Below are 19377 nucleotides of genomic sequence, written 5' to 3'. Positions count from 1 at the left end.
CTGCGCCGGCACCGGTCAGCCCTGCCCGAAGTAGGGCAGGTGGCGTTCGCGGGCGGCCAGTAGGTGGTCGCGGACGGCGGCCTCGGCCCGGTCGGGGTCGCCGGCGTCGATCGCGTCGACGATGCGGTGGTGCTCGGCGCCGCTGGTGCGGTAGTGCGTCGGCGGGAAGTGCAGACGGAACAGGTGCAGGTGGGGGCGCAGGCGCACGATCGCGTCGTGCAGCATCCGGTTGCCGGAGCGCTCGGCGAGCAGCTGATGGAAGCGGGCGTCGGCGGTGGTGAAGGCTGCGATGCTCGCGTACCCCTGGGCGTCGGGCACCGGTCCGGGCAGGGTCGCGGCCGCGCGGAGCTGGTCGGTCGCGGCCGGGTCGCCTGCGGGTACGGCCGGGTCGCCCGCAGGCACGGCGGACTCCTCGGTGCGGGTGGCGCGGGTGGCGGCCCGCCGCGCGGCGGCGGTTTCCAGGATCAGCCGCATGTCGACGAGTTCGTCGAACTCGTCGCGGGTAAGCAGGGGAGCGGCGGTGTAACCGACCAGGGGTCGCTTGCGCACCAGCCCGTCGGCTTCCAGCCGGGCCAGTGCCTCGCGGACCGGAGTGGGGGAGACCTGCAGCTCGCGGGCGAGGGCGTCGATGTTGATCCGGGCGCCCGGGGCGACGACGTGGTCCATCACCTGGGCCCGGATCGTGCCGTACACGTCGTCGGTGAGAGTGAGACGGCGGGCCGGCCGCACGGGCGCTCCCTTGGTCGTGGGGCCGCTGGACGGTGGGACCGCACCAGCAGAATTGATCAAAGATCCTATAGGATTTTCGGGACATTTGACAGATCGGAGAGGGTGCCCGGTGAGCGCAGCGCAGTCGAATCCGGCGGCGGACAAGATCTATCTCGGCTGTTACACGGCCGACGGCGGCGGCAACGGGGCCGGGGTGATGCTGGCGCGCCGCGACCCGGCCTCCGGTCGGCTCGACGAACCGGTGCTGGTCGCCGAGTGTCCGTCGCCGTCCTTCCTGACCCGGCACCCGCAGCTGCCGGTGCTCTACGCGGTCAGCGAGGTCGACGACGGCACGGTGTCGGCCTGGGCGGCCGACGATGACGGCGGGCTGCGGGCGTTGGGCAGCGAGTCCACTGGCGGGGCGAGCCCGTGCCACCTGGCGTTCGTCGCCACCGGGACGCACCTGGTCAGCGTCAACTACGTCAGCGGCAGCGTGGCGGCGCACCCGGTGACCGACAAGGGCGAGCTGCTGGCCCGTACCGATCTGCAGACCCATGTCGGGGCCGGCCCGCGCACCGACCGCCAGGACGGCCCGCACGCGCACATGGTCAGTCCGGATCCGGCCGGCACCGGGATGTTCGTCGTCGACCTGGGCACCGACGCGGTGCACCGCTACCTGCTCGACCCGGCGACCGGTCGGCTCGACGAACCGGACCCGGCGCTGGCGGCGACGCCGGGCAGCGGCCCCCGGCACCTGGCCCGGCACCCCGGCACCGGTCACCTCTACCTGGTCGGTGAACTGGACGCCTCGGTCACCGCGTACCAGGTCGACGAGACCGGGCGACTCACGGAGCGCAGCCGGGTCGCGGCGAGCGCGGCGGACGGACCGGTCCAGCCGTCCGAGATCGCCGTCGACGCGGACGGTCGTCACCTGTACGTCGCCAACCGGGGTCCGGACACCGTCGCCGTCTTCTCGCTGGCCACGCCGGACCAGCCGCGGTACGTGACGGAGGTGGCGACGGGCGGCCGGTGGCCCCGGCACTTCGCCCTCGTCGGCCCGCACCTGTACGTGGCGAACGAACGTTCCGATTCGATTGGCGTCTATGTCATCGACCCGGAGTCAGGAGTGCCACAGGCATCCGGCGCGCCGGTGCCGGCACCCACCCCGACCTGCGTGCTGCCCGTTTCCTGGTAGTCCTCACCGGCTCGTCCTGCCCCGCCTCGATCGGGTGTTTGACGAGGTAGGGGTGGGTCGAACAGTTCCTCGAAACATACGGAAACGGTCCGACTACGCGAAGTCACGAAATCCCGCGCAAGTGTTTCTCCTCCGTAACTATCGTCCGAACGTACCTACCAGATCCGCCGATGCATCCGGAGTATGGGACCGTGCCAGGCCGTCACCGGATGCGAAGTCATGTCAGCGCAACGGGCGCCGTCGCAGCCGCGATGGCGCTCGTCGTCGTTGTCGCCGGCGTCTGGTTCGGCTACCAACGGCTGTCGGCACCGTCGTGCTCCGGGGAACTGCCGCTGGTGGTCTCGGCCGCGCCGGAGATCGCCCCGGCCCTGCAGGCCGCCGCCGAGGAGTGGCGCACCGACGCCGGCGCGGTCGGTGACACCTGCGTCGCGGTCCAGGTCGCTGCGGCCGACCCGGTCGACGTGGCCGCCGTCGTCGCCGGGCAGCACGGCGTCGCCCTGGCGGGTGTGGGCCAGGCCAGCGGTACGGCGGTCGCCCCGCACGTCTGGGTGCCGGACTCGTCGACCTGGCTGGCCCGGCTGAGCTCGCTGGCACCCGGGTTCGCCCCGGACAACAACGCCTCGGTCGCCCGCAGCCCGGTCGTGGTCGCCATGCCCGAACCGGTCGCGGCCAACCTCGGCTGGCCCGAGCAGCAACTCACCTGGACCGACCTGCTGCAGCAGATCACCACCGGCACCGACCTGCGTACCGGCATCGTCGACCCGACCCGGGACGCGGCCGGGCTCTCCGGCCTGCTCGCCCTCGGCGCGGCCGCCAGCGAGGCCGGCGAGAACGCCCAGCAGGCGACGACCGCCGCGCTGCGCGCCCTGGCGACCGGGCGGTCGGCGTTGCGCGAGGACCTGCTGGCCCGGTTCCCGCGCTCGGCGGATCCGGCGTCGGTCGCCTCGTCGCTCAGCGCCGCCGCGTTGAGCGAGGAGGACGTGATCGAGTACAACGCGACCCAGCCGCCGATCCCGCTGGCCGCGCTGTACCTGGAACCCGCGCCGACCTCGCTGGACTACCCGTACGCCGTGCTGCCCGGCGCGGACCCGGCCACCTCCGCCGCCGCAGCCGGATTCTTCGCCCGACTCGGCCAGGCCCCGTTCCGTGACCGCCTCGGTGACCAAGGGCTGCGCAGCGCCGACGGCACCTGGGGAGCCGGGTTCAGCGCCCCGCAGGGTGCGCCCAGCCCGGCGGGCACCGCGCCGGCCGCAGCCACCCCGCAGACCGGTGGTACGGCGGCCGGTGGGCTCGACCCGGTCGTCATCGACCGGGTGCTGGCCAGCTGGACCTCGGTCACCCTGCCGGCCCGGATGCTGGCGGTGATCGACGTCTCCGGGTCGATGCTGGACCCGGTGCCGACCGCCGGCGGGGCCACCCGCGCCGACGTCACCCGGGAAGCGGCTCGGCGCGGACTCGCCCTTTTCGACGATTCCTGGGCGCTCGGTCTATGGATCTTCTCCACTGAGCTGGAGGGGGCGCAGGACTGGCGCGAACTGGTGCCGATCAGCCCCTTGAGTAGCCGCCGGTCCGCCCTCGAGGCGTCCCTGGCCGAGGTGGTGCCGAAACGGAATGGAAACACCGGTCTGTACGACACGACACTGGCCGCCTATCTGGCGGTGCAGGACGAGTGGGCAGCCGGGCGTGTCAACTCGGTGGTCATGTTCACGGATGGTAGGAACGAGGACGACGAAGGTATGACCCAGGATCAGTTGCTTGCCGAGTTGGCCGAGGTGGCGGACCCGCAGCGACCGATCCAGATGATCTATGTCGGCATCGGCGACGGAGTGAGTCAGGAGGAGTTGGAGTCGATCACCGAGGTGACCGGTGGCGGCGTCTTCGTGACCGAGGACCCTGCGAACATCGGCGACATCCTGCTGAAGGCGATCGCGCTGCGGCCCACAACCGTCCGCTGAGTTGGTGAATTTGGGGGTTTCGGATGATCCGCCGACTCGCCCCGATGTTCTACCGTTCAACAGCGGCTCCATATTGTACTTCTCATCGTGAATTGATCACGACAAGTGACGTTAATCTGTCGCAAGCTTCGGCCCGACCTTCGGGTGGGCCAAGATATCGGGGTGCCCTGGCACCGCCGGTACCAACGACGGGCCAGTACGGTGCCCGGGGGATGCGTCGACTCGAGCGAGCTGGGGAGGGCTAGTGACGTCGGCGACACTGGTCAACGCTGCGGTGGTGCAACCGGACTCCGTTCCGGAGGCACCGACTGCGGTTCTGCACGCACGACAGCGTGCCTACGTCCGGGCGATCGCAGCCCTGGACATGAGCATCCTCTGCACGGCCGTGCTGGCCGGCTACCTGGTCCGCTTCGGCACCGAGGAGGCCACCGGCGCGGCCCTGTCCTACGTACTGGTCACACCCTGCCTGCTGATCGCGTGGCTGGCCTCGCTGAAGCTGCTGCGCTGCTACGACGACCGGGTGCTCGGCTACGGCGCCGACGAGTACCGCCGGGTCATCACCGCCAGCCTGCGGCTCGCCGGCACGGTGGCGATCATCGGGTACGTCGCCAACGTCGGCATCAGCCGCGGCTTCCTGGCGGTGGCCTTCTCGGTGGGCACCGTCGGTCTGGTGGCCGGGCGGTTCGGTGCCCGTAAGTACCTGCACCGGCGGCGGGCCGTCGGGGCCGGCTGGTTCCGCAAGGTGCTGGTGGTGGGCGACACCCCGCACGTGCTGGAGCTGGTGCACACCCTGCGCCGCGAGCCGTACGCCGGTTACCGGGTGGTCGGTGCCTGCATCCCGGACGCGTTGCTGGCCCCGGTGCCGCAGCGGCTCGGGGACGTACCGGTCGCCGGTTCGTTCCGCAACATTCCGGACGCCGCCGCCGCGACCGGGGCCGACACCGTCGCGGTGACCGCCTCCGGTGAGCTGACCGCGACCCGGCTTCGCCGGCTCGGCTGGCAGTTGGAGGGCACCGGCATCGACCTGGTGCTGGCTCCGGCGTTGACCGACGTCGCCGGCCCCCGGATCCACACCCGGCCGGTCGCCGGGCTGCCGCTGATCCACGTCGAGGCACCGGAGTTCCGGGGGACCCGCAAGCTGGTCAAGGGCTTCGTCGACCGGTCGGTTTCGCTGCTGGCGTTGACCGTGCTGCTGCCGGTGCTGACGCTGATCGCCCTGGCGATCAAGCTCGACAACCGGGGTCCGGTGATCTTCAAGCAGGTACGGGTCGGTCAGGGCGGCCGGGAGTTCCACGTCTACAAGTTCCGGACCATGGTCGTCAACGCCGACGCCCTGCTCGCCGAGCTCGTCGCGAAGAACGAGACCGACGGGTTGATGTTCAAGATGCGCGACGACCCCCGGATCACCCGGGTGGGCCGGTTCCTGCGCAAGTTCTCCCTCGACGAGCTGCCGCAGCTGGCCAACGTGCTGTTCGGGCACATGAGCCTGGTGGGTCCCCGGCCGCCGCTGCCGTCGGAGGTCGCCCGCTACGACGGCGACGTCGCCCGGCGGCTGCTGGTGAAGCCGGGGATGACCGGCCTGTGGCAGGTCAGTGGGCGCTCCGACCTGTCGTGGGAGGACGGCATCCGCCTCGACCTCTACTACGTGGAGAACTGGTCCCTGGCGAGCGACCTGACCATCCTGTGGAAGACCTTCGGCGCCGTCGTCAACGGCCGAGGCGCCTACTGACGACCCGCCTGCCTTCGCGACGATCTTGCGCTTATCGCGAACTCTTGTCCAGTTTGTCCAACGATAACTGCAAGATCGCCGCGATCATGGGTCAGGGGAGGGCGAGCCAGGGGGCCGGGTGGTCACGGACCGCCCGTACCACCGCTCCGGCCGCGCCGGTCGCGGCGGCCTCAGGGCCGAGAACCGACGGCTGTACGGCCACCGGAGACCAGCCGGCCGTGAGCACCCGCCTACCGATTTCCGCCTCGACCACCGGCGACAGCCAGGGGGCCAGCGGCGCGTAGATCCCGCCCAGCAGCACCGTCTGCACGTCCAGCAGGTTGACCACTCCGGCGAGGACCACACCGAGGGCCCCGGCGGCGGCGGCCAGCGCACGGCGTACCTGCGGTTGGCCGTCCGCAGCGCGCCCGGCCAGCTGCCGCAGCGCCTCGGCGGCGGTCAGCCCCTGGTCGGCGAGCCCGGCGGCCCGCAGGATCGCCTCCTGGCCGGCGTACTGCTCCAGGCAGCCGCGCGCACCGCAGCGGCAGGTCGGGCCGTCCGGGCGGACCGCGAGGTGACCGAGTTCGCCGCTCCAACCACGGGCGCCCCGGAACAGCTGCCCGTCGACGACGATGCCGGCACCGATGCCGATCTCGCCGGATACGTAGACGAACGTGGCCAGCTCGCCGCTGCGGGCGTGTAGTTCACCCAGGGCCGCGAGGTTCGCCTCGTTGTCGACGGTCAACGGCAGGTCGGCCAGCGGGGTGCCGGCGGAGGCCAGGGCGGCCGGCACCGCGACGTCCTGCCAGCCGAGGTTGGGGGCCAGCCGGACGACGCCCTCGCTGGTCACCAGGCCGGGTACGGCCAGCGCCGCACCGGCGATCGGCAGTTCGGCGACCTCCGGAGCGGCCAGGACGGTGCCGGCGAGCGTCGCCAGCCGGGTCAGCACCGCCTCGGGGGTTTCCGGGCGCTGGTCGGCGCGGTGTACGGCGCGGTGGCGGACCGCGCCGGTCAGGTCGACGACGCAGGCGGCCAGGTAGTCGACGTTGATCTCCAGGCCGAGGCCGGCGGGTCCGTGTGCGGCGAGGGCCAGCCCGGTGGCGGGTCGGCCGGCACCGACGCGGGGCACCGGGTCGACCTCGGTCAGCAGCCGGCCGCCGATCAGTTCGTCGACGAGCGCCGAGACGGTGGCCCGGGTGAGCCCGGTGGTGGCGGCGATCTCGGCCCGCGACGGTGGTCGTCCGGCGGCGGCGACCTGGCGGACCACCAGGCCGAGGTGGTGCTCGCGCAGGCCAGCCTGGCGTAGCGGAGATTCTGGCGTGCGCATGGCCTTGACAATGCCACACCACAGGAAAATAATTCAATCACTAAACAAATCTGTCGTGTTACGCGGAGGTCACCATGACAGTCCAGCCCACACCGGCCGACAAATTCTCCTTCGGGCTCTGGACCGTCGGATGGCAGGCCCGTGACCAGTTCGGCGACGCCAGCCGGGGCCCGCTCGACGCGGTCGAGGCGGTGCACCAGCTCGCCAACCTCGGCGCGTACGGGATCACCTTCCACGACGACGACCTGATCCCGTTCGGCTCCGACACGGCCAGCCGCGACCAGCACATCGCCCGGTTCCGCAAGGCACTGGAGGAGACCGGCCTGGTGGTGCCGATGGTCACCACCAACCTGTTCGGCCACCCGATCTTCAAGGACGGCGGCTTCACCAGCAACGACCGCGCCATCCGGCGGTTCGCGCTGCGCAAGGTGCTGCGCAACATCGACCTCGCCGCCGAGCTGGGCGCGAAGACCTTCGTCATGTGGGGCGGCCGGGAAGGCTCCGAGTACGACCACGCCAAGGACATCCGGGCCGCGCTGGACCGCTACCGCGAGGCCGTCGACCTGCTCGGCCAGTACGTCGTCGACCGCGGCTACGACCTGCGCTTCGCCATCGAGCCCAAGCCGAACGAGCCGCGCGGCGACATCCTGCTGCCGACCGTCGGGCACGCGATCGCCTTCATCTCCAGCCTGGCCCGCCCGGAGATGGTCGGCCTCAACCCCGAGGTCGGCCACGAGCAGATGGCCGGGCTCAACTTCACCCACGGCATCGCCCAGGCGCTGTGGCACGGCAAACTGTTCCACATCGACCTCAACGGCCAGCGCGGCGTCAAGTTCGACCAGGACCTGGTCTTCGGCCATGGCGACCTGCTCAACGCGTTCTCCCTGGTCGACCTGCTGGAAAACGGCGGCCCCGACGGCGGCCCGGCCTACGACGGCCCCCGGCACTTCGACTACAAGCCGTCACGCACCGAGGACTACACCGGCGTCTGGGCGTCGGCCGCCGCCAACATGCGGACGTACCTGCTGCTCAAGGAGCGGGCGGCGGCGTTCCGGGCCGACCCCGAGGTGCAGGAGGCCCTCGCGGCCAGCAAGGTCCCGGACCTGGCCGTGCCCACCCTCAACCCCGGCGAGACCTACACCGACCTGCTCGCCGACCGGTCCAGCTTCGAGGACTTCGACCCGGAGGCCGTCGCCGAGCAGGGCTTCCACTTCGTCCGCCTCAACCAGCTCGCGGTCGAGCACCTGCTCGGCGCCCGCTGATCCCGTACCGTCCACCGCGAACCCGCCCGACCCCCTCATGGAGGACCAGCCGTGACCCTCGTCGCCGGCGTCGACTCGTCGACCCAGTCGTGCAAGGTGGTGATCCGCGACGCGGACACCGGCAAACTGGTCCGTGAGGGCCAGGCGGCGCATCCGGACGGCACCGAGGTGCACCCGGACGCATGGTGGGCGGCGCTGCAACAAGCCGTCGACGCCGCCGGCGGGCTGGACGACGTGTCCGCCGCCGCCGTCGCCGGCCAACAGCACGGCATGGTCTGCCTGGACGAGGGCGGCGACGTGGTCCGCCCCGCCCTGCTGTGGAACGACACCCGCTCGGCCGGTGCCGCCGCCGAACTGATCGACGAGTTCGGCGGCGGCACCGCCGGCCGGCAGGCCTGGGCCGACGCCGTCGGCCTGGTGCCGGTGGCCAGCTTCACCATCACCAAACTGCGCTGGCTGGCCCGCACCGAGCCGGCGTCGGCCGACCGTACGGCTGCGGTCTGCCTGCCGCACGACTGGCTGACCTGGCGGCTGGCCGGCACCGGCGACCTGGCCGCGCTGCGCACCGACCGCAGCGACGCCAGCGGCACCGGCTACTGGTCGGCGGCGACCGGCCAGTACCGCCCCGACCTGCTGGAGCATGCCTTCGGCCGGACGCCGCTGGTGCCGACGGTGCTCGGCCCCACCGACCCGGCCGGCGCGCTGCGCTCCGGCGCTCCGCTCGGCCCCGGCGCCGGTGACAACGCCGCTGCCGCCCTCGGCGTCGGTGCCCGCCCCGGCGACGTGATCGTCTCGATCGGCACCTCCGGCACGGTGTTCAGCGTCGCCGACACCCCGGCCGCCGACCCCAGCGGCACCGTCGCCGGTTTCGCCGACACCACCGGCCGGTTCCTGCCGCTGGTCGCCACCCTCAACGCCGCCCGGGTGCTCGACGCCGCCGCGAAGCTGCTCGGCGTCGACCACGAGCGGCTGGCCGAGCTGGCGCTGAGCGCGCCGGCCGGCGCCGACGGGCTGGTGCTGGTGCCGTACCTCGAAGGGGAACGCACCCCGGACCGGCCGACGGCCAGCGGGTCGCTGCACGGGCTCACCCTGGCCAGCAGCACCCCCGCGCACCTGGCGCGGGCCGCCGTCGAGGGCATGCTCTGCGCGCTGGCCGACGGGCTGGACGCCCTGGTCGCGCAGGGCGCGACCGTCAACCGGGTCATCCTGGTCGGCGGCGGGGCGCGCTCTGCGGCGGTACGCCGGATCGCGCCCGAGGTGTTCGGCTGCCCGGTGCTGGTGCCGCCGCCGGGGGAGTACGTCGCCGACGGTGCCGCCCGGCAGGCCGCCTGGCTGGCGCTGGGCACCGCCGACGCGCCGGACTGGACCCCGGCCGACACCGAGGAGTACGCCGCCGACGCGGTGCCCTCCGTCCGCACCCGGTACGCCGACGCCCGCGACCACGTCCTGAACCGGGTCACCGCCGGCTGATCTCGCGGCGGAGCCCTCTCCCTGGCATCGCAGGTGCGGACCCCGAGGCGCAGCTTCCCGGGTCTCCCGTCCGAGACACCCGGTCGGGGGTTGCCGGCCCCCCTCGGGGTTCCAAAGACCGGTGGGATGTGCTGCGCCCCGGGGCGTTCAGGGGACGCTGTCCGTCAATTTCCATCCTGGACTGCCACCCCCGGCCGACGGAAGATGGATGACCACCCGGAGTGACTCGGTGGTGACGCGGAAGGGTTGTGGGTGGGGTCGGGAGTGCCGGTGGCCGGCGCGTGGCGTCCGGTGTTGAATTGAGGGGCGCGAAGGTCTATGAGCGGCAGCAGGTTTCTGGTAAAGGAACTCCGGCGGTTACGCAAAGCGGCGGCGCTCAGCCAGGCGGCGTGGGGCCTGTGCTGCCGTCGTCGGCACCCCGCCGCTGACCCGTCGGTCGGCCCGCCCGGGGAGATTTCGGCGGGCCGACCGACGGGCGTTCAGCAGGGACCGGGCGGTAGCCTCCGGTCCGCCTTGATCACAACGCCCGGCCGGCCGAGCACGTCCTTGAACGCCTGGACCCCGACCGCCTTGCCGTCGCGGTCAGGTTCCTCGTCGTTGATTTCCCTGCCGTAGAGCAGCACCCACGAGCGCCACTCGGGGGAGGGCCAGACCTCCTGGACCCGGAGCCGGACCGGGCGCTTGCCGTCCACGTGGTCGCACTGCCGCAGCGCCACCAGATCACCGGGGCACACCAGAGCCTCGTCGTCAGGCATCGTCCGACGCTCCGTACGATCCGGCGGACTCGTCCTGGTCGTCGTGCGGGTAGCCGGCGGTCATCAGCCCGGAGAGATGGAGCACGGCTCGGATCCGCCGGGCGCTACTGGGGTCCCAGCGGTCCAGGATGGCGATCGCCCGCAGGAACGGCCGGCAGGGGCCGGGTACGCCGCCGCACCGGTGACACTCGCCGGTGGTCCGGTTCGGGATGTGGGTACGGGCGGTCGAGTTCGCGTCGTGGACCACCCGGGACAGCTCGGGGGACCGGGTGAGCCGGTCCGGCGGGTCGGGAATGGATGCTGCCGAATGGTCCGCAGATCTGAACGAGATGTACCGGGCGAGGCGGGGAGTTCCGCCGATGCCGTCGTTCCTGGGCACTGTTCCCCCTTCGGGTGAAGACGATCGAGGTATCCGTCAATTTCCACCCTGGACTGCCAGCCCCACTCGGCGGAAGATGAATGGCGACCGAGGGTGACTAGGTGGCCATGGCGCTCCGACGGGTGGCTCCAGCAATCGTCCGGCACCGGTCAGTGGTGCGCCGTGATGAATTGGGGGACGTGAAAGGCTATGTCTGCGAGCGAGTATCTGGTAGAGGACCTCCGTCGCGTCCGAGAGATGCTGGGGCTCACCCAGGAGTCCTGGGGTGAGCGCCTGCACTTCTCGGCGTCGCACGTCGGAGCGGTGGAGCGCGGCGAGCGGCCGGCGCTGCCGGACTACCTCGGGGCGGTGGACCGGGTGTACGGCACCGCGTTCATGAAGTTCTATCGGGAGTTCATCCGTGGCGAGTGGACCCCGGTGTGGTACCGCCCGTTCGTCGAGTACGAGGGCCGCGCGAAACTGCTGCGGATCTTCCAACCGATGGTGATGCCCGGCCTGCTGCAGACCGAGGCGTACGCGCGTGCTCTGTTGCAGGCGCTCAACACCAGGCCGGAGGAGCTTGAGCCGACCCTGGCCGCCCGACTGGACCGGCAGGAAATCGTCACCCGGGCCACCAACGCCTGCCGACTGGTGGTGGTGCTCGACGAAATCGTGTTACGCCGGTCGGTGGGCGGGCCGGAGGTGATGCGCGACCAGTTAAAGGCGATCGCCGACGCCAACCAACGGCAGAACGTGCAGGTGCACATCGTGCCGTTCACCACCGGAGGCTATCCAGGGGTGCTCGGGCCGATGGTGCTCGCGACCGTGGATGGCCGGACGGTCGGCTTCCTCGAAGGCCACCTGGAAGGGCGGCTGATCGAAGCCACGGATGCCACCGAGGCGCTGGAAGAGGACTGGGAGACGATCCGGGGGTACGCTCTGCCCGGCCAGCAGTCCCACGAGATGATCATGGAGGCGATCGAGACATGGAGCTGACCGAGGCGCGTTGGCGCAAGAGCACCAGGTCCGACTCGGCGAACTGTGTCGAGGTGGCCGACAACCTGCCGGGCCGCGTCTACGTCCGGGACACCAAGAACCGCGACGGCGGCTCGTTGGCGTTCGCCCCGTCGTCGTGGTCGAGCTTCGTCGAGCTGGCCAAGACGTACGCCTGAGCCCGCACCGATCCGCTTTCCGCAGCCGGAGCACACCGAGCCCCGGGACCCCGCCCCAGTCGCCACGGTCCCGGGGCTTTCTCTGTGTCCGTCGAGGTGACGCTGACGCACGTCAAACCGGCGAAATAACGTGCGTCAGCGTCACCTCGACGACGTCAATCTCAGCTGTCCGGGTCGCGCAGGATCGCCGCGAACGTGTCGCGGATCAGCTGGTCCGTCGGGGCGTCCAGGCCGAGTTTCGTCAGGCCACCGGTGAGACGCAGGGTGGTCAGGCCGTGGACGGTGCACCAGATGGTGCGGGCCAGCGTGGTGGCGGACTGACCGGCGGGCAGGAAACCCGCCTCCTGCGCCTCGGCCACCGCCCCCACCAGAGGGGCGAAGGTGTCGGGCCGCACCTCGGCCCACGACCAGTACCGGAACATCATGCCGAAGATCGCGCTGTTCTCCTCGGCGAAGCGCAGGTACGCGGCGACCAGGCGGATGATCCGGTCGGCGGGGTCGGTTGCCTGCGCGGCGGCTGCGCGCTGAGCGGCACCGAATGCGTCGTACCCCTCGTCACGCAGCGCGGACAGCAGCGCCTCGCGGTCGGTGAAGTGCCGGTACGGCGCTGCGGAGCTGACGCCGACCCGCCGGGCCAGCTCGTTGAGGCTGAAGGCCTCCGCGCCGCGTTCGGCCAGCAACTCCCGGGCACCGGCGAGCAGCGCATCGCGTAGCGCTCCGTGGTGGTACGTCCGGCGAGTGGCCCCAGCTGCCATGTTGACGACATTAACATCAGGCCGTATGTTGACGTCACTTACATTGTGAATGGCACTTACATACTTGCCAAGGGGGCGGTCATGAGCGACACGGCAGTGGTGGCGTCACCACCGGTGCGAACGACCAGCAGAAGACCGGTGCGGCGGTCCCGCACCGGCTGGACGGCGGTGCTGCTCACCTCGCTCGCGATCGGCGGATTCTCGCTGTACACCTACGCCAGCGCCGACCTGCGCGCCCTCGCCGACGACGGTGCCGGGCTGGCCCGCACCTACGTGGACGCGCCGCTGCCGGTCCGGTGGGCCTTCTACGTCCACGTCGCCCTCGGGTCGCTCGCGCTGCTGCTCGGGCCGTGGCAGTTCTCCCAGCGACTGCGCCGCCGCTGGCCGATGGCCCACCGCTCGGTCGGCGTGGCGTACCTGCTCACCGTCGGCGTCGCGGCGGTGAGCGCGCTGGTGATGCTGCCGTTCAACCAGGCCCGGATGGTCGGCTTCTTCGGGTTCGGCGCAGTCGCGCTGCTGTGGGCGTTCACGGCGTGGCGCGGGTTCGACACCGCGCGGCGGCGGGACCTGCGTCAGCATCAGGCCTGGATGATCCGCAACTACGCGTTGACGTTCGCTGCTGTGACCCTGCGCTCGTGGGTCGGCGTCCTCATCGTCGTACAGTTGCCGTTCGCCGGACCGGACGCGGACCCGGACCTGCTGTTCGAGACCGCCTACGCCGCCGTGCCGTTCCTGTCCTGGTTGCCCAACGTGATCGTCGCCGAGTGGCTGATCCGCCGACGCGGGCTGCCCTCATTCCGGCTCGTCGACCTGAAGCCCGTGGATCAGGGCTGATCCTGGTGCGCCGCACTGGTGCCTGCGGCGATCGGGACCGAGCCGTCAGCACCTTGTATGGGCTCGCCTGGCTGGTCGTGGACTTCCTGCCTGCCGCGCTTCGATCGGTACGCCCTGAACAACGCGATACCTGCCGCCGCCGCGCCGAAGGCCAGTGTCAGCACGGCCGAGGCGACGATGGTGGGTTGGGCGCCGATGCCGGTGATCAGTGGCCCGCCGGCCATGGTGCCGAGCGGCACGGACAGGGTCACGATGGAGGCGTACGCGGCGAGTACGGGTGCTCTCATGGTGCCGTCGGTGGAGCGTTGCAGCAGGGCCATCGTGGTGGCGGGGAACGGTGCCCAGATCAGTCCGCCGATCGCGAACGCGGCGAGGGCGATGCCGGTGGGTGCGCCGAGGCCGAGTGGCAGCAGCGCCGCCCCCCAACCGAGCACGATGGCGATGGTGGTCGGCCACAGTGGCCAGCGGCGGAGGTAGCCGGCGGCGAAGCCGCCGACGATCGCTCCGACCCCGAACACCGTGCAGAACGCGGCGAGGGCACCGACCGAGCCGCCGAGTGTCTGCACGGCGTGGATCGGTAGCGCCAACTGCACCGGTCCGTAGAGGAAGAAGAATCCGAAGGTCAGGGCGGACAGGCCCAACAGGGTGCGGTCGCGCCAAATCGCGGTGAAGCCGGCCAGGCTCGACGCCTGCCGCTGCTCGATCGGGGCACGGGCGGTCCTCGGCACGGCGACCAGGTAGGTGATCGCGAGGACGGCGAAGGTCGCGGCGGTGACGGCGATGACGAGGACGGGACCGCCGACACCGATGAGGATCGCCGCCAATGCCGGACCGACCAGCATCGACGTCTCGGCGAACAGGCCGATGAGCGCATTGCCCGCCAGGCGGTGTTCCTGCGGCAGCAGTTCGGCGATGAGGGTGAACCGGCCCGCCGACCCCCAGGACCGCAACAGCGAGGAAAGCCCCAACAGCAGGGCGTACAGCGCGATGTCGAGTACGCCGGCGAGATACACCACTGGGATCATCGCCAGTACCACCGCCCGCAGGACTGCGTCCCACGCCGCTAGTGGGGCACCACTGCGACCGTTCAGCAGCCGGCCGAACAGCACGGTGCCGAGCGCGCCCGGCAGCGTGTATGCGGCGACCGCCACCGCCACCCAGACCCCGGCGCTGCGCTCAGGCACCAACTGGATCGCGAGCCAACTGACCGCGAGCAGGCTCATGCCTTCGCCCACATACGACAACGCGAACCCGGGAAGCAGCCGCTGTAGAACCCGATGCCTCACCACCGGCCAGTACGGCGAAGACCGGACGAACGACGGCACAGCTTCCCGAACGGCAATCCCGATAGCATTCCAACACCGTCGGTCACGCCGCCAGTAGGTTCTCGCCCCAGCGGAAAGCAGACGCGAGCCGCGTCGCCGGACATATCAATGCCGAAATCCGGTCGCAACGGACGTGTCAACTCGCCGCCGGCCTCGACGACCTTGCGGGTCAAGACGTTGGGTGCTGCCCGTCGAGTAGCTTGCGGCGCCATGCGGCGAACTGATCGCGGAGGTCGTCCAGCGCCTGGTCGGTGACGCCGTACGGAGCGAATTCGTCGGGATCGAGCCGACTGGCTTGTCCCAGCGCGTCGGCGAAGATGCGTCGGTCGAAGCCGCGGGCGGCGTGCTGTGCGAGATCGAGGAGGGCTTCCTGGGTGTAGCGGCCGGATCGGAGCGTGGCGTCGATGTCGATGAAGTCGCGGGCGTATGCTCGCCCGTAGAGAGCGCTCATCTTGTTCGTGACCGCGTCGTCAGGGTGGAGCACCGGTCCAATCGCCATGAGGATGGGTTCGTTGGCGCGCCAGTCCACACCCAGCTCCACCTTCGAGACACGGGTGCTGTCGGAGACCGTCAGCCGGGCGAACGTGTCGTACGTCGCTCAATGTCGACGGTCAGGCCGTCGTCGCGGTAGCCATCCACGACGGCCGTGACTGCGGTGCTGAATTCGTCGCGGCGGTCCGAGGCCGTGAATAGGTCGACGTCCTCACTGGGGCGTTCGAGCAGGCCGGCGGCTTGGACGGCGTAGCCGCCGGCGAGTGCGAAACCGTACCGGCGGGCGGCGGCAAGCCCGGTGCGGGCGAGTCGTTCGTGAAAGGCGTCCACTGCTATGCGGCGTTCGTGCCGGTGGCGACGAGTTCGGGAAAGGTCTCCTCCCAGAGTCGCCGCAGTTGGGGCGGCAGCCAGAGCGTGGGCCACAGCCGCCGGAGCAGGTCGGCGTTGATCCAGGTGTTCAGGTCGTCGACCGTGGCGGCCTCGGCGAGCACCACCTTGTACATACTGGCGAGGCGAGCGGGCCGGCTCAGGTCGTACTCCGCGTTGCCGGACCAGTCCATATGCCGGGGAAGAGTGACCACGCCTGCGGTCGGGCCGGTCAGCGCGGTGAGGTTGTCGGCCACGACGTACGGCTTGCGGTCCCCGTAGGGGCGGTAGTCCGCCGGCGGCTGCGGTGCGGTCTTGCGTCGGCTGCGGTTGGACGCCTGCCGGACCTCCGGTCGCAGGGCCTGGCGGATCGTCTCCCGGCTGTATCCGGTTACCCGCTGCAGGTCCACCGGCCGCCAGCCGGCCGCGTGGAACGCCCGCAACTGCTCGTCTCGTGAGGTCAGAGCGGCCGACCTGGTCGCCTCGTAGGTCGCGACCAACGCACGCAGATCGTCCTCGGAGTGCTGACCCACGCAGAGAAGCCTATCAGGCTGGGCCAAGCGTGCTGGACATTCTGCTCTGCTGACGGTGGCCCGCGCACCGATCGACGGCGCGCTGACTCATACTCATCGGCATGTCGCTGACCGGCGGGCGGGTGCACCGCGTCTACAGCGTCGTCGTGTTCATCGTGCTCGCCTCGCTGGACAACGTGGCGATCGGGCTGGTCCCGCCGCTGTACGGCAGCATCGCCGACACGTACGCCGTACCGGAAGGGGCGATCGGCGCGGTCACCGCCGCGACCTTCCTGGTCAGCGCGGTCGCCGCGGTCGGCTGGGCGTACGTCGGCGACCGCGGCGACCGCAAGCCGCTGCTGATGGCCGGTACGGTGATCTGGGGGCTCGGCGCGGCCGGTACCGCCCTCGCCGGCAGCTACCCGGTGTTCTTCGCCGCGCAGCTGGTCGCCGCCGTCGGCCTCGGCGCGGTCGCCTCGGTCGGCTTCTCCGTGGTCAGCGACCTGATCACCCCCGGCCGGCGGGGCCTGGTGATGAGTTTCTGGGGGCTGTCGCAGGGCGTCGGCACGCTGGCCGGCACCCTGCTCGGCGGGCTGCTCGGGCACGCCGACTGGCGGCGGCCGTTCCTGGTGCTCGCCGCCGCCGGGCTGGTCGCCACGGTCGCGTACCTGTTCACCGTCGACGTGCGGCGCGGACAGAGCCAGCCGGAGCTGGCCGACCGGTTCGCCGCCGGCGGCGAGTACGAGCACCGGATCAGCCGGGCCGACCTGCCGACGATCGCCCGGCGGCGGACCAACGTCTGGCTGGTGGCGCAGGGGCTCACCGCCCAGGTGGCGTTCGGCTCGCTGGTGTGGCTGCCGGCGCTGTTCCGGGCCCGCGCCGAGGAGCAGGGCTACACCGCCGGTACGGCGATCATCGTCGGCAGCGTCTTCGCCACGTTGTTCCAGCTCGGCGGGGCGTTGTCGATCATCGGTGGGCTCGTCGGCGACCGGCTGCAACGGCGTACCCCTCGGGGTCGGGCCCTGGTCGCGGCCGTCGGCATCCTCGCGGCGGTGCCGTTCTACCTGGTGTTGTTCTTCGTCCCGATGCGCATCGACGTGCCCGACGGTGCCGGCGCGGGCGCGGTGACCGCCGCCGTGCTGCGCGGCGTGTTCACCGAGCCGACGATCGGGCTGAGTTTCCTGACCGCCCTGCTCGCCCTGGCGTTGACCTCGGCGAACTCGCCGAACTGGTTCGCGTTGATCGCCGACGTCAACCCGCCGGAGCACCGGGGCACCGTCTACAGCCTCGGCAACCTGGTCAACGGGGTCGGTCGGGCGACCGGCAACGCGCTGCTGCCGGTCGCCCTGCGGGCCATCGGTGGTGCGGTGCCGCCGCCGATGAACTACGCGGTCGGGCTCGCCGTGTTCCAGCTGTTCTTCATCCCGACCGGGATCATGTACTGGCTGGCGTCGCGGACCGCCCCGCGCGACATCGACGACGTGCACACGCTGCTCAGCGAGCGGGCTGCCGAGCCCAGACGGTGACGTCGGTGGGCAGCTGACCGTCGTCGGTCAGCGGTCCGCTGGCGTGCAGCAGCTCGACCCCCGGCGGCAGCGGCACCGGCGCGTCGCTGAAGTTCGTCACCACGATCACCTCGCCAACTGCGAAGGCGAGCACGTCGTCGGGGGAGTCCAACCAGCGCAGCGGACCGCGGCCGAGGCCGTGGTCGCGGCGCAGCCGCAGCGCCGTGCGGTACATCTCGTACGTCGAGCCGGGCACCCCGACCTGCCGGTCGACGGCGTACTCGGCCCAGACCGGCGGCTGCGGCAACCAGCTGGCGTCGGTCGGGCCGAAGCCGTACGACGGGCTGTCGGCCTCCCACGGGATCGGCACCCGGCAGCCGTCGCGGCCGCGTTCGGTGTGGCCGGTGCGTCGCCACGTCGGGTCCTGCCGGGCCTCGTCGGGCAGCGTGGTGTGCTCCGGCAGGCCCAGTTCCTCACCCTGGTAGAGGTAGGCCGAGCCGGGCAGGGCCAGCATCAGCAGGGTCGCGGCACGGGCCCGGCGCAGCCCCAGCGCGGTGTCCGGCTGCGGGTCGTCGGCGCCGATGCCGTTCGGCCGGGGGGTGCCGACCGGCAGCGCCAGCCGGGTCGCGTGGCGCAGCACGTCGTGGTTGGACAACACCCAGGTGGTGGGCGCGCCGACCGCGTCGGCGGCGGCCAACGACCGGTCGATCACCGTACGCTGCGCGGCGGCGCTCCACGCCGCCTCCAGGTGTTCGAAGTTGAACGCCTGGTGCATCTCGTCGGGGCGGACGTACGCGGCGAGCCGCTCTGCCGGCTGCACCCACGCCTCGGCGACCAGGATCTGCTGACCGGGGTGGGCGTCGAGGACGGCCCGCCACTGCCGGTAGATCTCGTGGACGCCGTCCTGGTCCCACATCGGCGGTCGGGCCTGCGCGACGTGGTCGCCGGTGGTGGTCTCCGCCGGGTAGTGCCAGTCGGCCAGGTCGGCCTGCTTGACCAGGCCGTGCGCGACGTCGACCCGGAACCCGTCGACGCCCCGGTCCAGCCAGAACCGCAGGATGTCGACGAACTCGTCGCGGACCTGCGGGTTGTCCCAGTTCAGGTCGGGCTGGCCGGCGTCGAACAGGTGCAGGTACCACTGGCCGGGGGTGCCGTCCGGGTCGGTGGTGCGGGTCCAGGCCGGGCCGCCGAAGACCGACCGCCAGCTGTTCGGCGGCTCGTCGCCGCCCGGCCCCCGGCCGTCGCGGAAGACGTACCGGTCGCGGGCCGGGCTGCCCGGCGCGGCGGCGAGCGCCTCGACGAACCAGGCGTGCGCCGACGAGGTGTGGTTGGGCACCAGGTCGACGATGACCCGGATGCCCCGCTGGTGGGCCTGCGCGATCAGCTGGTCGGCGTCGGCGAGCCGGCCGAAGATCGGGTCCACGTCGCGGTAGTCGGCGACGTCGTAGCCGGCGTCGGCCTGCGGCGACGGGTAGAACGGCGACAGCCAGACGGCGTCGACGCCGAGGGAGGCCAGGTGGTCCAGGCGGGCGACGACGCCGGGCAGGTCACCGAGGCCGTCGCCGTCGGAGTCGGCGAACGAACGCGGGTAGATCTGGTAGATGACCGCGTCCCGCCACCATTCGGTGTCGGCACCCTCGTCGCGGGCACGGGTCAGTGGCGTGTTCACCGGTGGTAC

At 71.4% G+C, this 19377-nt stretch carries 17 protein-coding genes and 1 pseudogene; 9 read left to right on the top strand and 9 right to left on the bottom strand.

Features of this window, described 5'->3' with window-relative positions:
- Window positions 1-15: 15 nt before the first annotated feature.
- Window positions 16-729: a GntR family transcriptional regulator gene (locus ACN28F_RS07915; RefSeq protein ID WP_421357351.1), complete on the bottom strand. Its 714-nt coding sequence runs from the start codon at window positions 727-729 to the stop codon at window positions 16-18.
- A 109-nt stretch (window positions 730-838) separates the two neighbouring features.
- Here ACN28F_RS07915 and ACN28F_RS07910 point away from each other — a divergent pair, with 109 nt between their 5' ends.
- The 3 genes from ACN28F_RS07910 (at window position 839) to ACN28F_RS07900 (ending at window position 5587) form a co-directional block, all read left to right on the top strand.
- Complete coding sequence (locus ACN28F_RS07910; RefSeq protein WP_289207399.1) at window positions 839-1903, top strand: lactonase family protein; 1065 nt, start codon at window positions 839-841, stop codon at window positions 1901-1903.
- Between the two features lie 251 nt (window positions 1904-2154).
- A complete protein-coding gene (locus tag ACN28F_RS07905; protein ID WP_289207398.1) occupies window positions 2155-3858 on the top strand; it encodes a VWA domain-containing protein in 1704 nt (567 codons plus the stop codon).
- Window positions 3859-4102: 244 nt separating this feature from the next.
- Window positions 4103-5587 (top strand): sugar transferase, encoded by a 1485-nt coding sequence (locus tag ACN28F_RS07900; protein WP_421357350.1) that lies wholly within the window; start codon window positions 4103-4105, stop codon window positions 5585-5587.
- Window positions 5588-5678: 91 nt separating this feature from the next.
- On the opposite strand, the gene ACN28F_RS07895 is transcribed toward ACN28F_RS07900, so the two are convergent.
- Entirely contained in the window at window positions 5679-6893 is a 1215-nt protein-coding gene (locus ACN28F_RS07895; RefSeq protein WP_421357349.1) for an ROK family protein, read from the bottom strand.
- Window positions 6894-6967: 74 nt separating this feature from the next.
- Between ACN28F_RS07895 and xylA the strand changes: the two genes are divergently transcribed.
- Window positions 6968-8155, top strand: a complete 1188-nt coding sequence (gene xylA, locus ACN28F_RS07890) for a xylose isomerase (RefSeq protein ID WP_289207396.1) — start codon at window positions 6968-6970, stop codon at window positions 8153-8155.
- Between the two features lie 51 nt (window positions 8156-8206).
- Entirely contained in the window at window positions 8207-9625 is a 1419-nt protein-coding gene (gene xylB / locus ACN28F_RS07885; protein WP_421357348.1) for a xylulokinase, read from the top strand.
- Window positions 9626-10104: 479 nt separating this feature from the next.
- On the opposite strand, the gene ACN28F_RS07880 is transcribed toward xylB, so the two are convergent.
- Together ACN28F_RS07880 and ACN28F_RS07875 are read right to left on the bottom strand one after the other, a co-directional pair.
- Window positions 10105-10380, bottom strand: a complete 276-nt coding sequence (locus ACN28F_RS07880; RefSeq protein ID WP_281553719.1) for a hypothetical protein — start codon at window positions 10378-10380, stop codon at window positions 10105-10107.
- A complete protein-coding gene (locus ACN28F_RS07875) occupies window positions 10373-10759 on the bottom strand; it encodes a hypothetical protein (protein WP_281553720.1) in 387 nt (128 codons plus the stop codon). The genes ACN28F_RS07880 and ACN28F_RS07875 overlap by 8 nt, the downstream gene beginning before the upstream one ends.
- 189 nt (window positions 10760-10948) lie before the next feature.
- Between ACN28F_RS07875 and ACN28F_RS07870 the strand changes: the two genes are divergently transcribed.
- Entirely contained in the window at window positions 10949-11734 is a 786-nt protein-coding gene (locus ACN28F_RS07870; RefSeq protein WP_421357347.1) for a helix-turn-helix domain-containing protein, read from the top strand.
- Window positions 11725-11910: a DUF397 domain-containing protein gene (locus tag ACN28F_RS07865; protein ID WP_421357346.1), complete on the top strand. Its 186-nt coding sequence runs from the start codon at window positions 11725-11727 to the stop codon at window positions 11908-11910. Before ACN28F_RS07870 ends, ACN28F_RS07865 begins: the two co-directional genes overlap by 10 nt.
- Window positions 11911-12071: 161 nt before the next feature.
- Here ACN28F_RS07865 and ACN28F_RS07860 read toward each other — a convergent pair whose 3' ends face one another.
- On the bottom strand, window positions 12072-12665 hold the full coding sequence (locus ACN28F_RS07860; RefSeq protein WP_421357345.1) for a TetR/AcrR family transcriptional regulator: 594 nt from the start codon (window positions 12663-12665) through the stop codon (window positions 12072-12074).
- Window positions 12666-12746: 81 nt separating this feature from the next.
- Here ACN28F_RS07860 and ACN28F_RS07855 point away from each other — a divergent pair, with 81 nt between their 5' ends.
- Window positions 12747-13499: a DUF2306 domain-containing protein gene (locus ACN28F_RS07855; RefSeq protein WP_421357344.1), complete on the top strand. Its 753-nt coding sequence runs from the start codon at window positions 12747-12749 to the stop codon at window positions 13497-13499.
- Here the strand turns inward: ACN28F_RS07855 and ACN28F_RS07850 are convergent.
- The 3 genes and pseudogenes from ACN28F_RS07850 to ACN28F_RS07840 form a co-directional block, all read right to left on the bottom strand.
- Entirely contained in the window at window positions 13490-14788 is a 1299-nt protein-coding gene (locus ACN28F_RS07850; RefSeq protein ID WP_421357343.1) for an MFS transporter, read from the bottom strand. The two genes, ACN28F_RS07855 and ACN28F_RS07850, sit on opposite strands and share 10 nt — an antisense overlap.
- A gap of 205 nt (window positions 14789-14993) precedes the next feature.
- Window positions 14994-15646, bottom strand: a pseudogene (locus ACN28F_RS07845) (nucleotidyl transferase AbiEii/AbiGii toxin family protein).
- Between the two features lie 2 nt (window positions 15647-15648).
- On the bottom strand, window positions 15649-16215 hold the full coding sequence (locus tag ACN28F_RS07840) for a hypothetical protein (protein WP_421357342.1): 567 nt from the start codon (window positions 16213-16215) through the stop codon (window positions 15649-15651).
- 101 nt (window positions 16216-16316) lie between these two features.
- On the opposite strand from ACN28F_RS07840, the gene ACN28F_RS07835 reads away from it, so the two are divergent.
- Window positions 16317-17720 (top strand): MFS transporter, encoded by a 1404-nt coding sequence (locus ACN28F_RS07835; RefSeq protein ID WP_421357341.1) that lies wholly within the window; start codon window positions 16317-16319, stop codon window positions 17718-17720.
- On the opposite strand, the gene ACN28F_RS07830 is transcribed toward ACN28F_RS07835, so the two are convergent.
- Window positions 17689-19368, bottom strand: a complete 1680-nt coding sequence (locus ACN28F_RS07830; RefSeq protein WP_421357340.1) for an alpha-amylase family glycosyl hydrolase — start codon at window positions 19366-19368, stop codon at window positions 17689-17691. The two genes, ACN28F_RS07835 and ACN28F_RS07830, sit on opposite strands and share 32 nt — an antisense overlap.
- Between the last annotated feature and the right edge of the window lie 9 nt (window positions 19369-19377).

It is taken from the genome of Solwaraspora sp. WMMA2101 (assembly GCF_049179175.1).
Lineage (GTDB): Bacteria > Actinomycetota > Actinomycetes > Mycobacteriales > Micromonosporaceae > Micromonospora_E.
The sequence above is the reverse complement of the archived record's forward strand: the minus strand, read 5'-3'. Positions and strand labels throughout refer to the sequence as shown.

Coding starts and splice junctions, on each gene's coding strand:
- ACN28F_RS07865 (WP_421357346.1), top strand. CDS start 11,725: ATGGAGCTGACCGAGGCGCGTTGGCGCAAGAGCACCAGGTCCGACTCG.
- ACN28F_RS07855 (WP_421357344.1), top strand. CDS start 12,747: ATGAGCGACACGGCAGTGGTGGCGTCACCACCGGTGCGAACGACCAGC.
- ACN28F_RS07835 (WP_421357341.1), top strand. CDS start 16,317: ATGTCGCTGACCGGCGGGCGGGTGCACCGCGTCTACAGCGTCGTCGTG.
- ACN28F_RS07860 (WP_421357345.1), bottom strand. CDS start 12,665: ATGGCAGCTGGGGCCACTCGCCGGACGTACCACCACGGAGCGCTACGC.
- ACN28F_RS07870 (WP_421357347.1), top strand. CDS start 10,949: ATGTCTGCGAGCGAGTATCTGGTAGAGGACCTCCGTCGCGTCCGAGAG.
- ACN28F_RS07880 (WP_281553719.1), bottom strand. CDS start 10,380: ATGCCTGACGACGAGGCTCTGGTGTGCCCCGGTGATCTGGTGGCGCTG.
- xylA (WP_289207396.1), top strand. CDS start 6,968: ATGACAGTCCAGCCCACACCGGCCGACAAATTCTCCTTCGGGCTCTGG.
- ACN28F_RS07905 (WP_289207398.1), top strand. CDS start 2,155: ATGGCGCTCGTCGTCGTTGTCGCCGGCGTCTGGTTCGGCTACCAACGG.
- ACN28F_RS07895 (WP_421357349.1), bottom strand. CDS start 6,893: ATGCGCACGCCAGAATCTCCGCTACGCCAGGCTGGCCTGCGCGAGCAC.